This is a genomic window from Bradyrhizobium manausense (assembly GCF_018130615.1).
GTDB lineage: Bacteria > Pseudomonadota > Alphaproteobacteria > Rhizobiales > Xanthobacteraceae > Bradyrhizobium > Bradyrhizobium manausense_A.
The window spans coordinates 383,143-403,413 of record NZ_JAFCKB010000003.1 but is presented as its reverse complement, the minus strand read 5'-3'; the positions used below and the strand labels follow the sequence as shown (position 1 = coordinate 403,413).

The following is a 20,271-nucleotide window of genomic DNA, read 5'->3' as shown; positions in this document are numbered from 1 at the left end:
ATTCGCTACTCGCCGTTCGCTATTCGCCACCTAGCCCGTATTCCGCAATCCCGCCGAGATACCGTTGATCGTCAGCTGAATCCCGCGCAGCACCTGCTCGTCCGGGTTCTGCGCGCGGTGCTCCCTCAACAGCTCGACCTGCACGTGATTGAGCGGATCGAGATAGGGGAAACGGTGGCGCACCGAGCGCTCCAGCAGCGGGTTGCCTTGCAGCAGCCGGTCCTGTCCCATGATGTCGAGCAACGTCTCGATGCAGGAATGCCATTCGCGGCGGATGCGGCCGAAGATCTTTTCGCGCAACGCTTCGTCCGGCACCAGTTCGGCATAACGCGAGGCGATCGCGATCGAGCTTTTCGCCAGCACCATGTCCATGTTCGACAGCAGCATGCGGAAGAACGGCCATTCCTTGTAGAGCTCCTTCAGGAACGGCATGCCCTGTTGCGGATGCTCCGCAATCCATTGCTCGACCGCGCTGCCAAAGCCGTACCAGCCCGGCAGCATCAGGCGGCATTGCGCCCAGGAGAACACCCAGGGGATCGCGCGCAAATCCTCGATCGCGCGGGTCTTCTTGCGCGAGGCCGGACGGCTGCCGATGTTGAGTGTCGCGATCTCGTTGATCACCGTCGACGACCAGAAATAATCGACGAAGCCATCGGTCTCGTAGACCAGGCCGCGATACGCCTTGAAAGCGAGATTTGATAGTTCGTCCATCGCGGTGAGATATTCACGGCGGGGCGCACTCTGGCTCGGCTGCAACAGGCTCGCATCCAGCGTCGCAGCCGCCAGGATCTCCAGATTGTTGCGGCCGACTTCGGCATTGGAATATTTCGACGAGATGATCTCGCCCTGCTCGGTGATGCGGATCTGACCGTTCACCGCCCCGCCCGGCTGCGCGACGATGGCGTCATAGCTCGGACCGCCGCCGCGGCCCACCGAGCCGCCGCGGCCGTGGAACAGGCGCAAGCGCACGTGGTGACGCTCGAACACGTCGACGAGCCCGATCTCGGCCTTGTAGAGCTCCCAGCCCGAGGTGACGAAGCCGCCGTCCTTGTTCGAGTCGGAATAGCCGAGCATCACTTCCTGCACGCTGCCGCGGCTGTCGACGAGACGGCGGTAGTCGTGCAGCGACAGCATGCGATCCATGATGCCGCTTGACGCCTGCAAATCCTCGATGGTCTCGAACAGCGGCACGATGTTGATGGCGCTGCGCCCGGACGGATGGACGAGGCCCACCTCCTTCAGCAGCACCGCGACTTCGAGCATGTCCGACATGCCCTTGCACATCGAGATGATGCATTGGGGGATGGCATCCGAGCCGAACATCGCATGCGCTTCCGCGGCGGCATGGAAGACGTTGAGCTCACCCATGGTCTCGTCGCTGTACTTGACGAACGGCGACACCAGCGCGCGCGTCGAGCGGAGTTCGTTGGTCAGCAACGAAATGCGCGCGTCCTCGCCGAGCGCGAGATAGGACATGCCGGGGTTGGCGGCATCCATCAGCTCCGCGATGGTGCGTTCGTGCACGGCAGAATTCTGGCGAATGTCGAGCCGCGCCAGATGGAAGCCGAAGCAATCCACCGCGCGCCTGAGCAGCCGCAGCCGGCCTCGGGCGATGACGCGAGCGTTGTTGGAGATCAGCGAGCGGTGCAGCACGTCGAGATCGGCCTGCAACTCCTTGACGCTCGCATAAGGCGCGCCCTTGCCGACCGGACGGCGGGTGATCTCGACCTTGAGTTTTTCGGCCGTCGCCGTCAGGCGCGCATAGATGCCTGAGACCGCGAGACGATAGGGCTCGCCGCTCCGGTGCGGCGAGGTGTCCGGCGAGCGCTCGGCCAGCGTGCGCAGTTCCTCGGAGACGTCGGCGAGATGCGCCGCGATCGACAGTTCCGAGCCGAGCACGTGCAGCTCGTTCAGATAAAATTGCATCACGCGGCTCGACTGCAGCCGCAGCGTGCCGCGCATCACGTCGGCGGTGACGAAGGGATTGCCGTCGCGGTCGCCGCCGATCCAGCTTCCCATCCTCAGGAACGAGGCGAGCTCGCCGGCGGCCTGCTCGCCGCCCTCCTCCAGCCGATCCTCCAGCGCGTTGACCAGCCGCGGCACCTCGCGCAGGAACGTGTAATCGTAGAACGACAGGCCGTTGGCGACCTCGTCGAGCACGGTGAGCTTGGTCCGGCGCAGCAGATTGGTCTGCCACAGCGTCAGCACCTCGCGGCGCAGCTGCTCGTCGCTGGCAGCGGCCTCGTCCGGGGTCAAAGCGACCCGCTCGCGGCGGTCGAGCAGGCCAGCGACCTCCATCTCGCGGTCCATGGTGCTCTTGCGGCGGACTTCGGTGGGGTGCGCGGTCAGCACCGGACTGACGAGCGCGCTCTTGAAGAAATTGCGCAGCGCGTCGGCACCAATTCCCGCGCCCTTGGCCTTGGCGAGCGTCGCCACCAGAACGCCGGAGCCGCCGCCCTTGCCGGCGCGCATCTGACGAATGTTGTTCTGGTCCTCGGCGATATTGGCGAGGTGGGAAAAATAACTGAAGGCGCGGACGATCCGTACCGTCTCGGAGGTCGACATGCTGTCGAGGATCTGTTCGAGCTCGCGGCGGGCGAGCCGGTCCTCGTCGCGGTGGAACCGGATCGAGGTCTGCCGGATACGCTCGACCAGGTCGAACACATCCTCCCCCTCCTGGTCGCGCACCGTGTCACCGAGGATGCGCCCGAGCAGGCGGATGTCGTCGCGCAGCCGCACATCGGCTTCCAGCGCCTGAACGTCCTCAGGCCGGTTGGAGCGCTGCTCAGTGGCGTCGGATGGTACGGTCTGGAGGGACATGGCTCGCTCCCCTTGTAGAGCTCCCAATGGCTCCCGGCGGGGCCGAGTGTGCAAGTTTTTTGCCGCAGCGCAAGATGAAGTTGGGGGCGGCGCACACACGCCGCGCGGCGGGCTGGAATCTCGCCGACAAGGTCAGGCCGGCACGATCACCTTGCCGATCGGCCAAAGCGCGATGCCTGCGAGCTTCAAATGAGCCCAGGCGAAGGGAATGCCGATGATGGTGATGGCGAAAATCACGGCCGTGAGGACGTGGCCCAACGCCAGCCACCAGCCGGCCAGCACCAACCAGATGATGTTGCCGATCACCCCGAGGGCGCCCGTGCCGATATCGCTCATGCCGGTGACCTCGTCGCGGTTGACTGCGCGAGAGCCGAACGGCAGGAGCGTGTAAATGGCGATGTTGAACGCCGCCCGTGCCCAGGGCAGGCCAATGATGGTGATGGCCATGATGACGGAGGCCACCAGCCAGCCGAATGCCATCCAGGCACCGCCGATGAGAATCCAGATCAGGTTGAGCAGGATGGAAACTGGAGACATGGGATTTAGGAACCTTGGGACCATCCGGAGGTCGATGAGCCCTCTTATAGCACGACCTCCGAGGTCATAGTCCATGACGCCGGCTGCGTTCGGCACGCAGCGATGTGCCGACGAATCCGACATCCTCGATTCCGCGCGAAATCTCCTTCGCACAGAGCCAAAGCGTCACCGCCGCGACGCCAATTGCTGACAGCCCCGAGATGAGAACAGGATTGAGACAGAATGTGACGAGAAAATTATCGAGCGGAACGGATCCCGTTGGCCAGCGCGGCCTGCAAGACGATGCCAGAGCCCAACCGATGAGCATCACGGCGGTAGCGTTTGCACCGGCCAACGCCGTCACAACGATCGCGAGGCCCTTTTTCATGGAGAGGACGAGATCAACTATCTTCACGACGGCACAAGATGCGACCACGACGATGATGGCCGGGCCCCATCCGGCAACCCCGGCGGCGACGGCCTGAGCCCGGCCGCTCCAGGCCCATAGTGCAGCAACACAGGCAAGCAAGGTCAGGCTGACCTTGACGGCTTCCGGAAACTTGCAACGAAGCACGTAAGGAATCGCTTTCTCGACCAGGTCCAGCACCGCACAGGCGATCAGTCCGGCGGCAAACCCGCCGAGATGGACGCCCCAGTCGATCCGCGAATTGCCGAGCGCAAACGCGATGTTCAATCCGATGTTGATTGCGAAGAAGTCGAACCTGACGTCAAGTTTGCCGAGGATCCACAGGCAGAACAGCGCGCCCAGAATGCCCGACGTGGCACCCGACGCGCCGACCGTCAAATAGGGCGTGGAATGGATGCCGTTGCCGATGACGGCGCCGAACACCATCGCGCAGAGATAGATGATGAGGAAATAGGCCGGTCCGATCCGCCGCTCGAGATGTCCACCCCAGAGCACGAGGCACAACATGTTCATCGTGAGGTGGACGAAGTTGACGTGCAGGAAGCCATAGGCGATCAGACGCCAGTACTCATGCCGCGCGATTGCGCCCGAATACATGCCGCCGTAGCGATAGAGCAACTCGCCCGACGCCTCTGGACCGCCCGCCTGAATGAAGCAGAACCCCGACGCGAGGACCGTCAGCGTCATCAGGGCATAGACGGCGGCATGAGGGACTTCGAAGAAGCTGGAGCTGGCGCGGTATGAGGGCATTTGCGATCGCTAGCGGCAGGAAATGGGAACGCCAACCTAGCCGAGCCGGTTACCGATTGCTACTCCAGCGTGCATCAACCTGAGCGGCCTACCGTCCCTCGAATTTCGGCGCGCGCTTCGCCATGAACGCCTTCTCACCCTGCGTTCGTAGCCCGGATGGAGTGGAGCGAAATCCGGGGTTTGGACGCAAGCACCGCCCCGGATTGCGCTTCGCTCCATCCGAGCCAAGCCGCTCAGATTTTTCGTCCGGCCTGCTCCCAATAGGGATCGCGCAGGCGGCGCTTGAAGATTTTTCCGGAGTCTTCGCGCGGCAGCCCGGCGCGGATCTCGATGTGCTTGGGCACCTTGTAGTCGGCGAGCGAGGCTTTCAACCGGGCTCGAATATCAGCTGCATCCAGCGTGACGCCTGGCTGCGGCTCGACCACGGCCATCAGGGCCTCGCCGAACTCGGCATCGGGGATGCCGAACACCGCGCAGTCATGCACGCCCGGCACGGCGTGCAGCACGGATTCGATCTCGGCCGGATAGATGTTGACGCCGCCAGAAATGACCATGTCGCGCTTGCGGTCGCAGATGAAGACGTAGCCATCCTCGTCGATATAGCCGACATCGCCGGAGGTGATGAAACCGTTGCGGTCGATCTCGGCGCGCTTCTCGGGCTTGTTGTGGTAGGTGAAGTCGGCCATTTCGGCCATCCGGGAGTAGATCTCGCCGATTTCGCCGACGCCGAGCACGCGACCGTCATCGCCGATGAAGCGCAGCTCGGCGCCGGGCGTGATCTTGCCGACCGTGCCCGGCTTCTTCAGCGCGTCTTCCGACGTTGCGAAGGTGACGGCGCTGGATTCGGTCGAGCCGTAGAATTCGTAGATCACCGGCCCCCACCATTCGATCATGGCGCGCTTGACGTCGGCCGGGCACGGCGCTGCGGCGTGGATGATGTGGCGCAGCGAGGAGACGTCGTACTTCCTGCGCACCTCCTCAGGCAGCTTCATCAGGCGGATGAACATGGTCGGCACCATGAAGATGGTGTCGATTCCAAAGCGCTCGATCAACTCCAGAAATTCTTCCGGCTCGAAGCGCGGCATCAGCACCAACGCGCCGCCGAGCTTGCCTGCGCGAATGCCGAACGAATTCGGCGCGGAATGATAGAGCGGACCGGGCAGGATCGCGCGGGCACCGGGCTTCAGCCCGTAGATCATGGCGCGCATACGCTCGCCGGCGGCCTGCTGCTGCGGCGTCGGCGCATTGCGCCGCACGCCCTTGGGATGGCCTGTCGTGCCCGAGGTATAGATCATGTTCATCGGCTGCGGCACGACCGGACCGTCATAGGGCTGGTACGGCGCGAGCCAGGATTCGAGATCGATCGCGAAGTCCGGTGTCTTCAGATGATCGGGATCGATCTTGTAGTTATTGAGGATCTCCGGCGGCGTCGGCACGCTGAACACGGTGACGCCTTCAGGAACCGCGTCGCGCAAGGCGTGCAGCATGTCGGCATGTCCGATCAGCACGGACGTGCCGGTGTCGTTGAGGATATAGTTGATCTCCTCCGGCTTGAAGTGCCAGTTGATCGGCACGCCATAGGCACCGAGCCGCATCGCGGCGTAGGCGGCCTCCAGGAAGGCAACGTCGTTGCGCATCAGCATGCAGACGCAATCGCCCTGCTTGACGCCGATCCTGTCGAGGCCCGAGGCGATGCGATCGGCGCGATGGGCGACCTCAGCATGGGCACGACGGCGATCGCCGGAGACGATACCGAGGAAGTTGGACGTTTCGCTCATTTTTGTTTTTCTTTGTTCTTCAGCGACGGTGTTAGCTTGTCGTCATCACCGGCCATGACGGAGAACGCTAATCCGCGTACTTCGCCGCGCGCTTCTCCAGGTTGGAGCGCACCGCTTCCGTCTGGTTCGGACTGCCGATCAGCTTCTGCTGCTCGACCGACTCCGCGAGCAACGCGGGACCTGGATCGACCGAGAGATTGTTCAGCAAACGCTTCGCGGCGCGGACCGCATCGGGGCTTTTACCGGCGATCTCGCGCGCGACTTCGAGCGCTGCGGCGCGCGGATCATCACAGATGCGCGTGGCGAGGCCGTAGGTCATCGCCTCCTGCGCGGAGAAGATGCGACCCGTGTAGGTAAGGTCGCGCAAGATGTCGTCGCGCACGAGCGATGCCAGTATCGGCGTGCCCGCCATGTCGGGGACGAGGCCCCATTTGATTTCCATGATCGACATGCGCGCATCCGGTGCAAGAAAGCGCATGTCGGCGCCGAGCGAGAGCTGGAAGCCACCGCCAAAGGCGACGCCATGTACGGCTGCGATCACGGGAACCGGAAGCTGGCGCCATCCCCATACCGCGGCTTGCGGAAAGTTCACCTGGCCATGCGTGCGCTTGGTGAGATCGCGATTTTCGCCACCCGGAATTCCGTTGCCACCCTTCTCCTTCATGGCGGCAAAACGCCCCATGTCGAGACCGGCGCAGAACGCGCGGCCCTCCCCGGACAGCACGACAACGCGCACGCCTTTTTCCTTCGAAAGGCGCTCCGTTGCCGCAACAAGGGCCTCGAACATGGCCTGATCGAGCGCATTCATCTTGTCCGCACGCACCAGGCGCACGTCGGCGACGCCTTCCGAGATCGAGATCGAGACGCGCTCTTCCATGGATGAATTCTCCCCTGTTCTTGTTCGGTGCCGCTTTACAGAAAGCTGACGGCCAGATTTAGTCAATCGACCAATTAACTGACAATCCGTACGGTAGAAACAGCCATGTTCAAGGAAAATCTTCTGGCTGGGCGCCGCATTCTCGTGACCGGTGGCGGCACCGGGCTCGGCAAGTCAATGGCGGCGCGCTTCCTCCAGCTCGGCGCCGAGGTGCATATCTGCGGCCGGCGCAAGATCGTCTGCGACGAGACCGCGATCGAGCTGATGGATCAGTATGGCGGCCGCGTCACCAGTCACGGCGTCGATATCCGCAATGCGCTCGCGGTCGAGGAGATGGTTGAAACCATCTTTCGCGACGCGCCTCTCACCGATCTCATCAACAACGCCGCCGGCAATTTCATCTCACGTACCGAGGAACTCTCGCCGCGCGGCTTCGATGCGGTCGCCAACATCGTCATGCACGGCACGTTCTATGTGACGCAGGCGGTCGGCAAGCGCTGGATCGCGCTGAGGCAGCCCGGCAACGTCGTCTCGATCACCGTGACCTGGGTGCGCAACGGCTCGCCTTACGTGGTGCCGTCGGCGATGAGCAAGTCGGCAATCCACGCCATGACGATGTCGCTCGCGACCGAATGGGGCCGCTACGGCATCCGTCTCAACACCATCGCGCCGGGCGAGATTCCGACCGAGGGCATGAGCAAGCGCATCAAGCCCGGCGATGAGGCCGGCGCGCGCACCAAGGCGATGAACCCGATGGGCCGCGTCGGCACCATGGAGGAGTTGCAGAACCTCGCGGTGTTTCTGATCTCCGGCGGCTGCGACTGGATCAACGGCGAGACCATCGCGATGGACGGCGCGCAGGCGCTCGCCATGGGCGGCAATTTCTACCAGCTCCGCGACTGGAGCGACGACGACTGGAAGACTGCGCGCGACAGCATCATGGCGCAGAACGAGAAGGACCGGGCGAAGCGGGGGTGATCTCTCCGTAGTCGTCCTGGCGAAAGCCAGGACCCATTACCACCGAATGCTGGTTGGTGAAGATTGGCCATGATCCGTCTTCGCCAAATTGCGTCTTGTGGCTATGGGTCCTGGCTTTCGCCAGGACGACGATGTTGAACCAGTCGTGCTCTTCCCTCCCCCGTATTGTCTTTGTTCGCGGATGACGCCACACTCCGCGCTATAAAAACAAGGCACCGATGGGAGAGACATGTCCGCATCACCCAAACTGGCGAACCTCGCCGACATGGTGCGCGAGCGCGCGACGAGCCGCGGTAACGCCATCGCCTATGAGTTCGAGGGCCGCGTCACCAGCTTCGCCGAGTTCGACATCAAGACCAACAAGGTCGCCAATGCGCTTCTCGCCATCGGTGTGAAGAAAGGCGATCGCATCGCCTATCTCGGCAAGAACAGCGATGTCTATTTCGAACTGCTGATGGGCGCGATGAAGGCCGGTGTGGTGATGGCGCCGGTGAACTGGCGGCTCGCGGGACCCGAGGTCGCCTTCATCGTTAGCGATTGCAAGGCGCCGGTGCTGTTCGTCGGGCCGGAGTTCATCACGCAGGTCCGCCAGATCAAGGATCAGTTGCCGGGCGTCCGCACCATCATCACCACCGAAGGCGGCGCGCCGGAATGGCAGGATTTTGCAGCCTGGCGCGATGCGCAGAGCGGCAATGATCCCAAGGTGCCGATCGACACCAGGGATATCGCGATCCAGCTCTACACGTCGGGCACGACGGGCAAGCCGAAGGGCGCGATGCTGTCGCATGCCAACTTCCTCAACCTCGTGCAGACCGGCAATGCCGAGGACAAACCGGAGTGGAACCGGTGGTCGACCGACGATGTCTCGCTGGTCGCGATGCCGATCTTCCACATCGGCGGCTCCGGCTGGGGCGTGATGGGACTCTATCACGGCGCCCGCGGCGTCATCGCGCGCGAGTTCGATCCGACCAAGGTTCTGGATTTCTTCGAGCAGTCAGGCATTACCAAACTGTTCATGGTGCCGGCGGCGATGCAATTCGTGGTGCGGCAGCCGCGCGCGAGGAAGGTTGATTTCTCCCGACTGAAATACATGCTCTACGGCGCCTCCCCGATTCCGGCAGCGCTGCTGAAGGAGTGCATCGATATCTTCAAATGCGGCTTCGTGCAGATGTACGGCATGACCGAGACCACAGGCACCATCGTCGCACTGCCGCCGGAGGACCATGTCGAGGGCCTCGAGCGGATGCGCTCGGCCGGCAAGGCGCTGCCGGGCGTCGAGATCGCCATCCTCGATGCCGATGGCAAGCCGCTGCCGCCGCGTCAAGTCGGCGAGATCGCAACGCGCTCGGGCTCGAACATGGCCGGCTATTGGAATCTGCCGGAGGCGACCGCGTCGACACTGCGCAGCGACGGCTGGTTGCGCACGGGCGATGCCGGCTTCATGGACGAGGACGGCTATCTCTACATCCACGATCGCATCAAGGACATGATCATCTCCGGCGGCGAGAACATCTACCCGGCCGAGGTCGAGAGCGCGCTCTGCGATCACCCCGACGTCGCGGAAGCCGCCGTGATCGGCGTGCCCGACGACAAATGGGGCGAGGCGGTGAAAGCCGTCGTGGTGATGAAGCCCGGCAAAGAGGCGACCGCCACCGACATCATTAACTTCACCCGTGAACGCATCGCCGGCTTCAAGACGCCGAAGACCGTGGAGTTCATTCCCGCGCTGCCGCGAAATCCGTCAGGGAAGATTCTGCGGCGGCAATTGCGCGAACCATACTGGGCGGGGAAGGATCGACGGGTGAATTAGCCCCGCGTCGTCCTGGACAAGCGACGCGCAGCGGAGCGCTGATCCAGGACCCATTACCCCAGGGAGGGTTTGGCGAAGATTGATAACCACTAGCTCGCGCCACAACTCCTCCCTGGGGTAATGGGTCCTGGCTTTCGCCAGGACGACATTGGGGAGAGAAATCGGGGCTCGACGCGCTCAATGCTTCCCCGGCCCCATATACCCAAACAGGAACCCCGCCACTTTCCGCATCTGGATTTCCTCACTGCCCTCGGTGATGCGATAGCGGCGATGGTGGCGGTAGATGTGCTCGAACGGCTTGTGACGTGAATAGCCCATGCCGCCGTGGACCTGCATGGCGCGGTCGGCGGATTCGCAGCAGAGGCGGTTTGCCCAGTAATTGCACATCGAGACGCGGTCGGAGAGCGTGCGTTCGATCTGTTCCTCGGTGAGCTGGTCCATCTCCCAGGCGGTCTTACGGATCAACAGGCGCAGCATCTCGGCTTGCGTCGCGAGTTCGACCAGCGGGAACTGGATCGCCTGGTTCTCGGCGAGCGCCTTGCCGAACGGCTTTCGCTCACGCGCGTATTTCACGCTCTCGTTGATGCAGTAGACCGCGGCGCCCAGCGAACTCGCGGCCTGGCGGATGCGGTTCTGGTGCACAAAACATTGCGCCAGCGACAGGCCGCGGCCGACCTCGCCGAACTGCGCATCCTCCGGCACGAACACATCGGTGAAGCTGACGCGGGGATGGTCGGTCGGCATGTTGAAGGTCCACATGTACTCCTCGATCCTGACGCCGGGACTCTTGGCCGGCACCAGGAAGCAGGTGATGCCACGGGCGTCGCCGTCATTGCCTGACGTGCGTGCGAACAGCGCGCAATGCGTGGCGACGTGCATGCCGGTCGTCCACATCTTCTCGCCGTTGATGATCCAGCCCTTGACGTTGTCGCGGGTCGCCGGCACCGCACGCGTCTCCATGTGGGTGGCGTCCGAGCCATGATGCGGCTCCGTCAAGCCAAACGTGATGCGGTACTTGCCCTTGATCGAACCGTCGATCATCGCCTTCTGGTCGTCGCGGCCGTAACGGTCGAGCATGGTGACGACGGGGAAATTGCCGACGATGGAGTGCTCGTTCTGAAGATCGTTGTGCAGGCCGAGCCCCTTCGCGGCAAAGTGCTCGCGGATCACCGCCATCCAGAGGTTGGAGCCGTCCTTGCCGCCATATTGTTTCGACACCGGAAAGCGTAGGTGCCCGGCAGCGTCGGCGAGATCCTTCGCCTTGCGCAGCAGCGCTTCCCATTCGTGCCGCGGCAGACCGCCATTCTCGAAGTCGGTGCGCGCCCATTCGCGGCGGTGATCGAAGAAGCGGATGTTGTCGTCGGCCTCTTCCAGCGGCTTGATCTCGCGCTCGATGAAACGATCGAGCTCTCCGAGGTAGGCGACGAGATCTGCAGGCAATGAGAAATCCACGGTTCTCTCCCGGATTGATTTTATCGTTTTGCGTTAAGGCGCTAGGCGCGCTTTGCTTCGCACGATTAAGGTGAGAAGAGCGCGCGCAAGTCAAGCAAGGCGAGACATGTCGGAGCGCAAGGCGCGCCCGCGCAATTCGATGGTGCCGTAACGCCGGTGCGCGGTAGTATGACGCCAATATTCCTTCGGAAGAAAAAGCGGGAGCGCGCGATGGAGCTGAGATTCTCAAAGGTGGAAGCGAGGGACCGATCACGATCGTGACCCTGTCGCGGCCCGAGGTCTACAACGCGCTGCATACCGACGCACATTTCGAGCTGCAAAAGGTGTTTGACGATTTCTCCGCCGATCCAGAACAGTGGGTGGCGATCGTCACCGGCGCCGGCGACAAAGCGTTCTGCGCCGGCAACGATCTGAAGTGGCAGGCGGCGGGAGGAAAACGCGGCTGGGACAAGGGCGGCTTTGCCGGCCTCACGGCGCGGTTCGACTGCGACAAGCCGATCATCGCGGCGGTGAACGGCGTCGCCATGGGCGGTGGTTTCGAGATCGCGCTTGCCTGCGACCTGATCATTGCGGCGGAGAATGCGACCTTCGCCCTGCCCGAGCCGCGCGTCGGGCTCGCCGCGCTTGCCGGCGGCCTGCACCGCCTGCCGCGCCAGATCGGGCTGAAGCGCGCCATGGGCATGGTCCTCACGGCGCGCCATGTCAGCGCCAAGGAGGGACAAGAGCTCGGCTTCGTCAACGAGGTGGTGCCGCAGGGTGAGGCGCTCGCCGGCGCGCTGCGCTGGGCCGAGATGATCACCAAGAATTCGCCGATGTCGATCCGCGCCTCGAAGCAGGCGATTCAGAAGGGGCTTGCCGTGTCGCTGGAGCAGGCGATCGAGGAGCAGCGCGAATATCCCGCGGTGAAGGCGATGGCGGCCTCGCAGGATTACATCGAGGGCCCGAAGGCCTTCTCGGAGAAGCGACCGCCGAAATGGGTGGGGAAGTAGGGCATCACTTCCCGCGGACGGCTGCAACAACTCTCTCCCGAGTCGTCCCGGCGAAGGCCGGGACCCATAACCACGGGGAGGCGTTTGGCGAAGACTCGTTGTTCGGAACGACGACTTCGCGTCATCGATAAATCACGCGGTATGGGTCCCGACCTTCGCCGGGACGACTATGAGGAAAGACCGTGCTCACTCGCCCCGCGATAGCTCCCGCCTGTAGGACGCGTAGCTCGGCTGATCGACCGCAAGCTTGTCCATCGTGGTTGCCCACAGATGCTCGGCGAGGCCCGGCGTTGCGAGATCGACCTCTCCCTTTGCGATGCGCTCCGCAAGGGCACGGTTGAGCTCGGTCACCGAGCCGTCCATGCCGAGCAGCGCGCGCAGGCGTTCGACCTCGCTTGCGTCGCTCCCCTCCTCCTGCGTCAGTTGTCGCGTGACGAGGTCGAGGATGTTGACGGCGACGCGCAGCTTGAAAGCCTGATGGCCGGTGATCAGCGGCGTGATGTCGCTGCGGAGGAAATCGGCGACCGCCTTGGTCAGCTCGATCGGGGTCGGCTCGTCCTGCATGTCTAACCTCCGCGCGGCGCGAGCAGCCGCAACAGATCGATCTCGGTCTCCGACGCGCGACGGCCGATCATGGCGCGCTCCATGGAATGGTCAGGCCCTTCGCGAAATCGCTGCATCATGCCGCCGCACATGATGCCCCAGCGCAGCGTGCCCATCACTTCCCAGAACTTCACACGCGCTGCATCCACCTTGCGGCCGGCTGCCTCATAGCCGGCGAACAGCTCTTCGCGCGAGCCAAAGCCGCCGACGGGCTTGTCGATCTCGCCGAAACGCCAGGAGTTGACGCAGACCCAGCCGAGATCCTCCATGGGATCGCCGAGATGGGCGAGCTCCCAGTCCAGCACCGCGCGCAACCCGTCGGCGCCGATGATGAGATTGCCGTTGCGGAAGTCGCCATGCACCAGCGTGGTCTCGGCCGAGGGGCCGGGATCGTGGGCGCGCAGCCAGCGCAGCGCCAGCTCAAACACCGGCTTCGGCCAGTTCAGGCTGCGATAGTCGCGCTCGAGCTCGGAGATTTCCTGGCTCGCGGAGCGGCTGCGCAGCGCGGGCAATTTGTCCTGCGGCAACCGGTGCAGGCCCGCGAGCACGCCGCCGATCTGCCGCGCAAGCAGTGGCCGCGCCGCCGCGAATTCATCATCACGCAGAATCTTGCGGGCGATGGTCTCGCCCTCGACCCGCTGCATGATGAAGCCGGTGCCGAGATCTTCATCCGGGGTCAGCACATGCATCACGCGCGGCGACGGTACGCCTGCCTCGTAGGCAAGCTGCATCAGTTGCGCTTCGGCGGCGAGACCTGCTGCACGTGTCGGCGCGGCGCCATAGCCTTTCGGCGAACGGCGCAGGATCGCGCCGATCGGCCCGTCGGGATGCGCGATGTCGAAGCGCCAGGTTTCCTGGCTGGCGCCACCCGAAAGCTTTGCTGCGCCGGTGACGCCGGTGGCCCCTTTGCACCAGCGCGCGACGCTGCGGGAGAGTTCGGCTTCGATCATTTGCCCTTGAACTGCGCAGGCCGCTTCTCCAGAAACGCGCCGACACCCTCGCGAAAGTCCTGCGTATCGCCGGCGCGCAGCTGGGACTGGAATTCGAGATTGAGCTGGTCCTCGAAGGAATTTTCCGGGCTGTCCCAATAGAGTTTGCGGATCAGCGACAGCGCGACCGTCGGTCCACTGGCGAGGTCGCGCGCGAGCTTCATCGCTTCTTCCATCAGCACGCCATCGTCATAGACGCGATTGACGAGCCCCCATTCCAGCGCCTTCTCGGCCGGCAGGCGCTCGCCCATCAGCGACAATTCGACCGAACGCGCCTTGCCGATCAGGCGCGGCAGCAACCAGGTCGAGCCGCAATCCGGCACCAGGCCAATGCGGCGGAAGGCCTGCAGGAAGTAGGACGAGCGCGCGCACAGGACCATGTCGCCGAGCAGCGCGAAGCTCATGCCGGCGCCCGCCGCCGGCCCGTTGACCGCCGTGATGATGGGGCAGTGAAGGCTTCGGATGCGGCGCAGGAACGGATGAAACCCGGTCTCCAGCGTCAGGCCGGCCTTGGTCTTCTTCGACTGGTTGTTGCGGCCCTGCAGGTTAGCGCCGGTGCAGAACGCCCGACCTGCGCCGGTCAGCACCACGCAACGCACTTCGTCCCTCTTCTCCTCAATGGTATCGAGCGCCTCGGCGAGACCGCCCAGCATGTCCATGGAGACCGCGTTCATCACCTCCTGATGGTCGAGCTTGAGGATCGCCACCGAACCGTCGAACTCGAGCGTGACGTGTTTGAACTGCATCGTTTCCTCGTCAGTTGCGGCCCCCGCGATGTTTCGCAGGCCGGAATTACTTTTGCCGGGGCGCATATTTGATTTTTGGCGCGGTCTTGTCCATGGTGGCGAGAGCATACCCCACCGTCATATCGCATGATCTTGCGCGCACCGGCTGATGCCGGTCGCGCCAAAAACAGGAAGCGCGCCATGAACCTTTTCGATCTCACCGGCCGCGTCGCCGTGATCACCGGCGGCAACGGTGGTATCGGTCTCGGCATCGCGCAGGCACTGGCCGGCCAGGGCTGCAATGTCTCGATCTGGGGCCGCAATGCCGACAAGAACAAGGCGGCTGCCGCGAGCATGGCGGGCCTCTCCGGCAAGGTCGACGCCCGCGTCTGCGACGTCACCGATCCGGCTTCCGTGAATGCCGCGATGAAGGCGACGCTCGACACGTTCGGCCGGGTTGACGGCTGCTTCGCGAACGCCGGCATCGGCGGCGGAGGCCGCAGGTCCTTCATCGAGCGCACCGAGGAGGAATGGCGCACGATGTTTGCGACCAATCTCGACGGTGTGTTCCATGCCTTTCAAGTGGCCGCAAGGCACATGACCGACCGCGCCAATGCCGGCGACCCGTTCGGCCGGCTGGTTGCGACCTCGAGCCTCGCTTCCATCTTCGGCACCGCACGCAACGAGCACTATGCCGCGACCAAGGCCGCAATCAATGCACTGGTGCGCGCGCTCGGTGTCGAGCTCGCCCGCCACGGCATCACCGCAAACGCAATCCTCCCCGGCTGGATCAAGAGCGACATGACATCGGGTCTCATGGCCAACGAAAAGTTCGTTGCCAATGTGATGCCGCGGATTCCGATGCGGCGCTTCGGCGAGGCATCCGATTTCGGCGGCATCGCCGTGTATCTGATGAGCAAGGCCTCGTCGTTTCACACGGCCGACACGTTCGTGATCGACGGCGGTTATACGGCGTTTTGATTTCGTAGCCCGGATGGAGCGAAGCGTAATCCGGGATTCTGAAAAGCAAGCAAGACCCGGATTTCGCGACGCTCCATCCGGGCTACAAACTCCGAGGGGAACGGGCAAATGTTTTCACACGTCATGATCGGCACCAACGACCTCGACAAGGCCAAGACGTTCTATGACAGCCTGCTGAGCACGCTCGAGGTGCGGCCCGCGCGGGTCGACGGCCACCGCATCTTCTACATCACCAAGACCGGCGTTTTCTCGGTGACAAAGCCGATCAACGGCGAGCCGGCAACTTGCGCGAACGGCGGCACCATCGGCTTTGCTGCCAACTCGCCTGAGCAGGTCGACAAGTGGCACGCCGCGGGAATCGCCGCCGGCGGAACGCCAATCGAAAATCCACCTGGCATTCGTGAAGGCGCGGGGAATAAGCTTTATCTCGCCTATTTGCGCGATCTCGACGGCAACAAGATCTGCGCGATGCATCGGATGCCTAACTGAGTCGGCTATACTCGGTGTCGTCCCGGCGAAGGCCGGGACCCATTACCCCAGGGAGGAGTTGCGGCGCGAGCTGGTGACCGCGAGTCTTCGTCAAACTTCTCCCTGTGGTTATGGGTCCCGGATCTGCGCTTCGCTTGTCCGGGACGACGTGGGATAGAGTTCGCCCCCAAACAACATTTCAAACGCCGCCGCGAAATTCCATCGCATGGCATGGCTTGCGTGAGAAAATACGCGCTCGCGCTTTGGCCGCGCTGCGACTATTCTCCCGGCCAACACGATCTCAGTGACCTCCGGGAGGAACAATGACAAAGCACGCCTACATACCCCGCACCACCAACTACACGCTCAATCCCGGCGATGAGCTCAACGACCTGCGCATGTCGGACCAGGTCCGGCCGCTTTACGATCACGTCAGGAAATTCATCCGCGAGACCGTCGAGCCGATGTCGATCGAGTTCGCCAAGGCCGGCGAAGGCAAGGAGGATCGCTGGAGCTTTACGCCAAAGCAGCTCGAGGTGCTCGAGGTTGCCAAGAACAAGGCCAAGAAGGAAGGCCTCTGGAACTTCTTCCTGCCCGACGACGAGACCGGCCAGGGCTTGAAGAATCTCGACTACGCCTATATCGCCTCCGAGCTTGGCAAGAGCCCGCTGGCGTCGGAAACCATGAACTGCTCGGCGCCGGACACCGGCAACATGGAGGTGCTGGAGCGCGTCGGCACCAAGGAGCAGAAGGAGAAGTGGCTGAAGCCGCTGCTCAACGGCGAGATTCGCTCAGCCTATGTCATGACCGAGCCGAACGTCGCTTCCTCCGACGCCAAGAACATCTCCACCACCGCAAAGCTCGTCGGCGACGAATGGGTCATCAACGGCGAGAAGTACTACATCTCGGGCGTGGGCGATCCCCGCTGCAAGATCCTCATCGTGATGGTCAAGACCAATCCCGACGCGGCGCCGAGCAAGCAGCAGTCGCAGATCCTGGTGCCGCGCGACACGCCCGGCGTCGAGGTGCTCGGCCCGATGTACGTGTTCGGCCAGGACCACGCCCCGCGCGGCCACATGCACATGCGCTTCAACAATGTGCGCGTGCCGAAGGAGAACATGCTGCTCGGCGAGGGCCGCGGCTTCGAGATCTCGCAGCTCCGCCTCGGACCGGGCCGCATTCATCACTGCATGCGCACCATCGGCAAAGCCGAGAAGGCGCTCGATCTGATGGTGCAGCGCGGCCTCACCCGCGAGGCTTTCGGCAAGAAGATCGCTCATCTCGGCGGCAACATGCAGATCATCGCGCAGGCGCGCTGCGAGATCGAGGCGATGCGGCTGATGGTGCTGAAGGCCGCCAAAGCCATGGACGTGCTCGGCAACAAGGAAGCCCGCGTCTGGGTCTCCATGGTCAAGGCCATGGTGCCGGAGCGTGCCTGCAAGATCATCGATCAGTCGATTCAGATGCACGGTGCCACCGGCATCTCGCACTGGACCCCGCTCGCCGAGATGTATCAGGACGTGCGCCACCTGCGCTTTGCCGATGGTCCGGACGAGGTGCATTGGATGGTGGTCGGCCGCCACGAGCTGAGCATGGCGTAAGCCGCCCTCTCTTCCCCTCTCCCCGCAAGCGGGGCAAGGGGAAGAAACAGAGCTACGTTGCCGGAGCGAGCTTGTCCTGCGTCTTGGTCTCGAAATCGCTGGCGTCGTGGCGCTCGTGGAGCTGGCTGGCCGGATCGCCGGACACCCGGTTGACCATGCGGCCGCGCTTGACGGCTGGGCGCTTGGCGATCTCATCGGTCCAGCGCTGCACGTTCTTGTAGTCCTGCACCGACAAGAATTCGCCGGCACCATAGACCAGCCCCTTGGCGAGTGCGCCGTACCACGGCCACACGGCCATGTCGGCGATGGTGTACTCCTTGCCCGCCAGATATTCGTTGTCCGCGAGACGCCGGTCGAGCACGTCGAGCTGACGCTTGACCTCCATCGCGAAGCGATCGATGGCGTATTCGATCTTGAACGGCGCATAGGCGTAGAAATGGCCGAAGCCGCCGCCGAGATAGGGCGCGCTGCCCATCTGCCAGAACAGCCAGGACATCGCCTCGGTGCGGGCCTTGATCTCCTTGGGCAGAAAGGCACCGAACTTCTCGGCGAGGTAAAACAGGATCGATCCGGACTCGAAGATCCTGACAGGCTCGGGGCCGGAGCGGTCCATCAGCGCCGGGATTTTCGAGTTCGGGTTGATGTCGACAAAGCCGCTGCCGAACTGGTCGCCATTGCCGATCTTGATCAGCCAGGCATCGTACTCGGCACCCTTGTGACCGAGCGCCAGCAGTTCTTCCAGCATCACCGTGACTTTCACCCCGTTCGGCGTCGCCAGCGAATAGAGCTGGAGGGGATGCTTGCCGACCGGCAGCTCCTTGTCGTGGGTCGCGCCGGCGATCGGCCGGTTGATGCTGGCGAACTGACCGCCATTCTCCTTGTTCCAGGTCCAGACTTTTGGCGGCACGTAGGCGGGGGCGTCAGGCATGCGATGGGCTCCGGCAGAAAGATGCGCCTGCATTAATTAGCCCGCAAACAGCCGATGGCAAGCCCTGCCCGCTCTGCGTCCGGCGCGGGCCTCAGGCCGGCGTCATGCATTCGAGCTAACCCGTCACCACTCTACGGGCTGACGGTCTGGCCGCGCTTGGCGACATCTGTGGATGCTCTCACGACTTATTTTATGGCGCGGAATGGACGCCTGCGCGCAAGAAGCTCCCTCAAATCCGGCGTGGCATCACTGGCAGCGAAGGGTTAGCGTCGAACGGCCCTCACAAGACCAAGCAAGAAGAGCAACCCCAGGACCGCCGGGAGAGGATCATGAAATCGCCGATCTGCGACATGCTGGGCATCGAGTTCCCGCTGCTCGCCTTCAGCCATTGCCGCGACGTCGTTGCAGCCGTGAGCCGCGCCGGCGGCTTCGGTGTGCTCGGCGCCACCGTGCATACGCCGGATACGCTCGAACGCGAGCTGAAATGGATCGACGATCACGTCGACGGCAAGCCCTACGGCATCGACGTGCTGATCCCCGAAAATATCTCGACGTCAGGCGAGAAGGACGTCACCTGGAAGAGCCTGGAAGCGCGCGTGCCGCAGGAGCATCGCACCTACACGCGCGACCTCCTGAAGAAGTACGACATTGAGCTCACTGCCACCGAAGTGGCCGACAATCAGCCGCAGCCGTTCGACGCCAAGACCGCGCTGGAGCTGCTCGACGTCTCCTTCAATCATCCGATCCGGCTGATCGCCAATGCGCTCGGCGTGCCGCCGAAAGCGATGATGGAGATGGGCAAGAAGCACAACGTGCCGGTGGCCGCCCTCGTTGGCGCCAAGGAGCACGCGCTGCGTCAGGTCGCCGCCGGCGTCGACATCCTCGTGGTGCAAGGCACCGAGGCTGGCGGCCATTGCGGCGAGGTCTCGACCATGGTGCTGGTGCCGGAGGTGATCAAGGCGGTCAAAAAGATCCGCGACGTGCCGGTGCTGGCGGCCGGCGGCATCATGACGGGGCGGCAGATGGCGGCCTGCATGGCCATGGGCGCAGCCGGCGCCTGGACCGGCTCGGTGTGGCTGGCCACCGTCGAGTCCGAGACCTCTGAGATCTTCCGCGAGAAGATGATCGCGGCCTCTTCGCGCGATGCGGTCCGCTCGAAGGGGCGCACCGGCAAGCCGGCGCGGCAGCTTCGCTCGGTCTGGACCGATGCCTGGGACCGCGCGCCGGAAAGCCCGGGCGCGCTACCGATGCCGCTGCAGAGCATCATCAGCCGCGACGCCTTCAACTCGATCGATCGGGCGGCTGCGAGCGGCAACGCCAAGGCGCGCGATCTCGTCAGCTATTTCGTCGGCCAGGGCGTCGGCCTGATCGACAGCGTGAAATCAGCCGGCGCCGTGGTGCAGGAATTCAAGGAAGAGTTTGCCGAAGCCGTCGAGCACATGAATGCGCTGGTGGCGGAGTAGCAACCACATCGTCATTGCGAGCGAAGCGAAGCAATCCAGACCGCCTCTGCGGAAAGATTCCTGGATTGTTTCGTCGCTTCGCTCCTCGCAATGACGAAAATATCCAACATCGCGAA

The 20,271-nt window shown here is 63.6% G+C and carries 16 protein-coding genes and 1 pseudogene; 7 read left to right on the top strand and 10 right to left on the bottom strand.

Annotated elements, in window-relative coordinates; translation table 11 throughout:
• Positions 1–30 precede the first annotated feature (30 nt).
• From ppc to JQ587_RS08310, 5 genes are all read right to left on the bottom strand, one after another.
• A complete protein-coding gene (gene ppc, locus JQ587_RS08330; RefSeq protein WP_212424986.1) occupies positions 31–2,820 on the bottom strand; it encodes a phosphoenolpyruvate carboxylase in 2,790 nt (929 codons plus the stop codon).
• A 132-nt stretch (positions 2,821–2,952) separates the two neighbouring features.
• Complete coding sequence (locus JQ587_RS08325; RefSeq protein ID WP_212424985.1) at positions 2,953–3,357, bottom strand: YccF domain-containing protein; 405 nt, start codon at positions 3,355–3,357, stop codon at positions 2,953–2,955.
• A gap of 64 nt (positions 3,358–3,421) precedes the next feature.
• Positions 3,422–4,513, bottom strand: a complete 1,092-nt coding sequence (locus JQ587_RS08320; protein WP_212298026.1) for a rhomboid family intramembrane serine protease — start codon at positions 4,511–4,513, stop codon at positions 3,422–3,424.
• Between the two features lie 233 nt (positions 4,514–4,746).
• On the bottom strand, positions 4,747–6,291 hold the full coding sequence (locus JQ587_RS08315) for an acyl-CoA synthetase (protein ID WP_212424984.1): 1,545 nt from the start codon (positions 6,289–6,291) through the stop codon (positions 4,747–4,749).
• A 67-nt stretch (positions 6,292–6,358) separates the two neighbouring features.
• The gene (locus JQ587_RS08310) at positions 6,359–7,168 is read right to left on the bottom strand and encodes a crotonase/enoyl-CoA hydratase family protein (protein WP_212298024.1); all 810 of its coding nucleotides are present in this window, start codon (positions 7,166–7,168) and stop codon (positions 6,359–6,361) included.
• A 105-nt stretch (positions 7,169–7,273) separates the two neighbouring features.
• Between JQ587_RS08310 and JQ587_RS08305 the strand changes: the two genes are divergently transcribed.
• Both JQ587_RS08305 and JQ587_RS08300 read left to right on the top strand, forming a co-directional pair.
• Positions 7,274–8,146 carry an SDR family oxidoreductase gene (locus tag JQ587_RS08305; RefSeq protein WP_212424983.1) on the top strand — a complete coding sequence of 291 codons (873 nt, stop codon included), beginning with the start codon at positions 7,274–7,276 and terminating at the stop codon, positions 8,144–8,146.
• A gap of 229 nt (positions 8,147–8,375) precedes the next feature.
• Positions 8,376–9,956: a fatty acid--CoA ligase gene (locus tag JQ587_RS08300; RefSeq protein WP_212424982.1), complete on the top strand. Its 1,581-nt coding sequence runs from the start codon at positions 8,376–8,378 to the stop codon at positions 9,954–9,956.
• Positions 9,957–10,133: 177 nt separating this feature from the next.
• Here JQ587_RS08300 and JQ587_RS08295 read toward each other — a convergent pair whose 3' ends face one another.
• The gene (locus JQ587_RS08295; protein WP_212298021.1) at positions 10,134–11,408 is read right to left on the bottom strand and encodes an acyl-CoA dehydrogenase family protein; all 1,275 of its coding nucleotides are present in this window, start codon (positions 11,406–11,408) and stop codon (positions 10,134–10,136) included.
• A 210-nt stretch (positions 11,409–11,618) separates the two neighbouring features.
• On the opposite strand from JQ587_RS08295, the pseudogene JQ587_RS08290 reads away from it, so the two are divergent.
• Positions 11,619–12,397: pseudogene (locus JQ587_RS08290) on the top strand (enoyl-CoA hydratase-related protein).
• Positions 12,398–12,583: 186 nt separating this feature from the next.
• Here the strand turns inward: JQ587_RS08290 and JQ587_RS08285 are convergent.
• The 3 genes from JQ587_RS08285 to JQ587_RS08275 are packed head-to-tail and all read right to left on the bottom strand — an operon-like array spanning position 12,584 to position 14,735.
• Positions 12,584–12,961, bottom strand: coding sequence for a DUF6285 domain-containing protein (locus JQ587_RS08285; RefSeq protein WP_212424981.1), 378 nt, complete (start codon positions 12,959–12,961; stop codon positions 12,584–12,586).
• A 2-nt stretch (positions 12,962–12,963) separates the two neighbouring features.
• The gene (locus JQ587_RS08280; protein ID WP_212424980.1) at positions 12,964–13,950 is read right to left on the bottom strand and encodes a phosphotransferase family protein; all 987 of its coding nucleotides are present in this window, start codon (positions 13,948–13,950) and stop codon (positions 12,964–12,966) included.
• The gene (locus tag JQ587_RS08275) at positions 13,947–14,735 is read right to left on the bottom strand and encodes an enoyl-CoA hydratase/isomerase (RefSeq protein WP_212424979.1); all 789 of its coding nucleotides are present in this window, start codon (positions 14,733–14,735) and stop codon (positions 13,947–13,949) included. Before JQ587_RS08275 ends, JQ587_RS08280 begins: the two co-directional genes overlap by 4 nt.
• Before the next feature lie 180 nt (positions 14,736–14,915).
• Here JQ587_RS08275 and JQ587_RS08270 point away from each other — a divergent pair, with 180 nt between their 5' ends.
• The 3 genes from JQ587_RS08270 (at position 14,916) to JQ587_RS08260 (ending at position 17,764) form a co-directional block, all read left to right on the top strand.
• Positions 14,916–15,695 carry an SDR family NAD(P)-dependent oxidoreductase gene (locus JQ587_RS08270; protein ID WP_212424978.1) on the top strand — a complete coding sequence of 260 codons (780 nt, stop codon included), beginning with the start codon at positions 14,916–14,918 and terminating at the stop codon, positions 15,693–15,695.
• 108 nt (positions 15,696–15,803) lie between these two features.
• Positions 15,804–16,184 carry a VOC family protein gene (locus JQ587_RS08265; RefSeq protein WP_212298015.1) on the top strand — a complete coding sequence of 127 codons (381 nt, stop codon included), beginning with the start codon at positions 15,804–15,806 and terminating at the stop codon, positions 16,182–16,184.
• 302 nt (positions 16,185–16,486) lie between these two features.
• Positions 16,487–17,764, top strand: a complete 1,278-nt coding sequence (locus tag JQ587_RS08260; RefSeq protein WP_212424977.1) for an acyl-CoA dehydrogenase family protein — start codon at positions 16,487–16,489, stop codon at positions 17,762–17,764.
• Positions 17,765–17,816: 52 nt separating this feature from the next.
• On the opposite strand, the gene yghU is transcribed toward JQ587_RS08260, so the two are convergent.
• Entirely contained in the window at positions 17,817–18,692 is an 876-nt protein-coding gene (gene yghU, locus JQ587_RS08255; protein WP_212298013.1) for a glutathione-dependent disulfide-bond oxidoreductase, read from the bottom strand.
• Between the two features lie 329 nt (positions 18,693–19,021).
• On the opposite strand from yghU, the gene JQ587_RS08250 reads away from it, so the two are divergent.
• The gene (locus JQ587_RS08250) at positions 19,022–20,155 is read left to right on the top strand and encodes a nitronate monooxygenase (protein WP_212298012.1); all 1,134 of its coding nucleotides are present in this window, start codon (positions 19,022–19,024) and stop codon (positions 20,153–20,155) included.
• Positions 20,156–20,271 lie beyond the last annotated feature (116 nt).

What these genes read in the sequence shown, in the direction of transcription:
- JQ587_RS08325 (WP_212424985.1), bottom strand. Translation starts at nt 3,357, where the DNA reads ATGTCTCCAGTTTCCATCCTGCTCAACCTGATCTGGATTCTCATCGGC.
- ppc (WP_212424986.1), bottom strand. Translation starts at nt 2,820, where the DNA reads ATGTCCCTCCAGACCGTACCATCCGACGCCACTGAGCAGCGCTCCAAC.
- JQ587_RS08285 (WP_212424981.1), bottom strand. Translation starts at nt 12,961, where the DNA reads ATGCAGGACGAGCCGACCCCGATCGAGCTGACCAAGGCGGTCGCCGAT.
- JQ587_RS08320 (WP_212298026.1), bottom strand. Translation starts at nt 4,513, where the DNA reads ATGCCCTCATACCGCGCCAGCTCCAGCTTCTTCGAAGTCCCTCATGCC.
- JQ587_RS08305 (WP_212424983.1), top strand. Translation starts at nt 7,274, where the DNA reads ATGTTCAAGGAAAATCTTCTGGCTGGGCGCCGCATTCTCGTGACCGGT.
- yghU (WP_212298013.1), bottom strand. Translation starts at nt 18,692, where the DNA reads ATGCCTGACGCCCCCGCCTACGTGCCGCCAAAAGTCTGGACCTGGAAC.
- JQ587_RS08250 (WP_212298012.1), top strand. Translation starts at nt 19,022, where the DNA reads ATGAAATCGCCGATCTGCGACATGCTGGGCATCGAGTTCCCGCTGCTC.
- JQ587_RS08300 (WP_212424982.1), top strand. Translation starts at nt 8,376, where the DNA reads ATGTCCGCATCACCCAAACTGGCGAACCTCGCCGACATGGTGCGCGAG.
- JQ587_RS08270 (WP_212424978.1), top strand. Translation starts at nt 14,916, where the DNA reads ATGAACCTTTTCGATCTCACCGGCCGCGTCGCCGTGATCACCGGCGGC.
- JQ587_RS08310 (WP_212298024.1), bottom strand. Translation starts at nt 7,168, where the DNA reads ATGGAAGAGCGCGTCTCGATCTCGATCTCGGAAGGCGTCGCCGACGTG.
- JQ587_RS08275 (WP_212424979.1), bottom strand. Translation starts at nt 14,735, where the DNA reads ATGCAGTTCAAACACGTCACGCTCGAGTTCGACGGTTCGGTGGCGATC.
- JQ587_RS08315 (WP_212424984.1), bottom strand. Translation starts at nt 6,291, where the DNA reads ATGAGCGAAACGTCCAACTTCCTCGGTATCGTCTCCGGCGATCGCCGT.
- JQ587_RS08280 (WP_212424980.1), bottom strand. Translation starts at nt 13,950, where the DNA reads ATGATCGAAGCCGAACTCTCCCGCAGCGTCGCGCGCTGGTGCAAAGGG.
- JQ587_RS08260 (WP_212424977.1), top strand. Translation starts at nt 16,487, where the DNA reads ATGACAAAGCACGCCTACATACCCCGCACCACCAACTACACGCTCAAT.
- JQ587_RS08265 (WP_212298015.1), top strand. Translation starts at nt 15,804, where the DNA reads ATGTTTTCACACGTCATGATCGGCACCAACGACCTCGACAAGGCCAAG.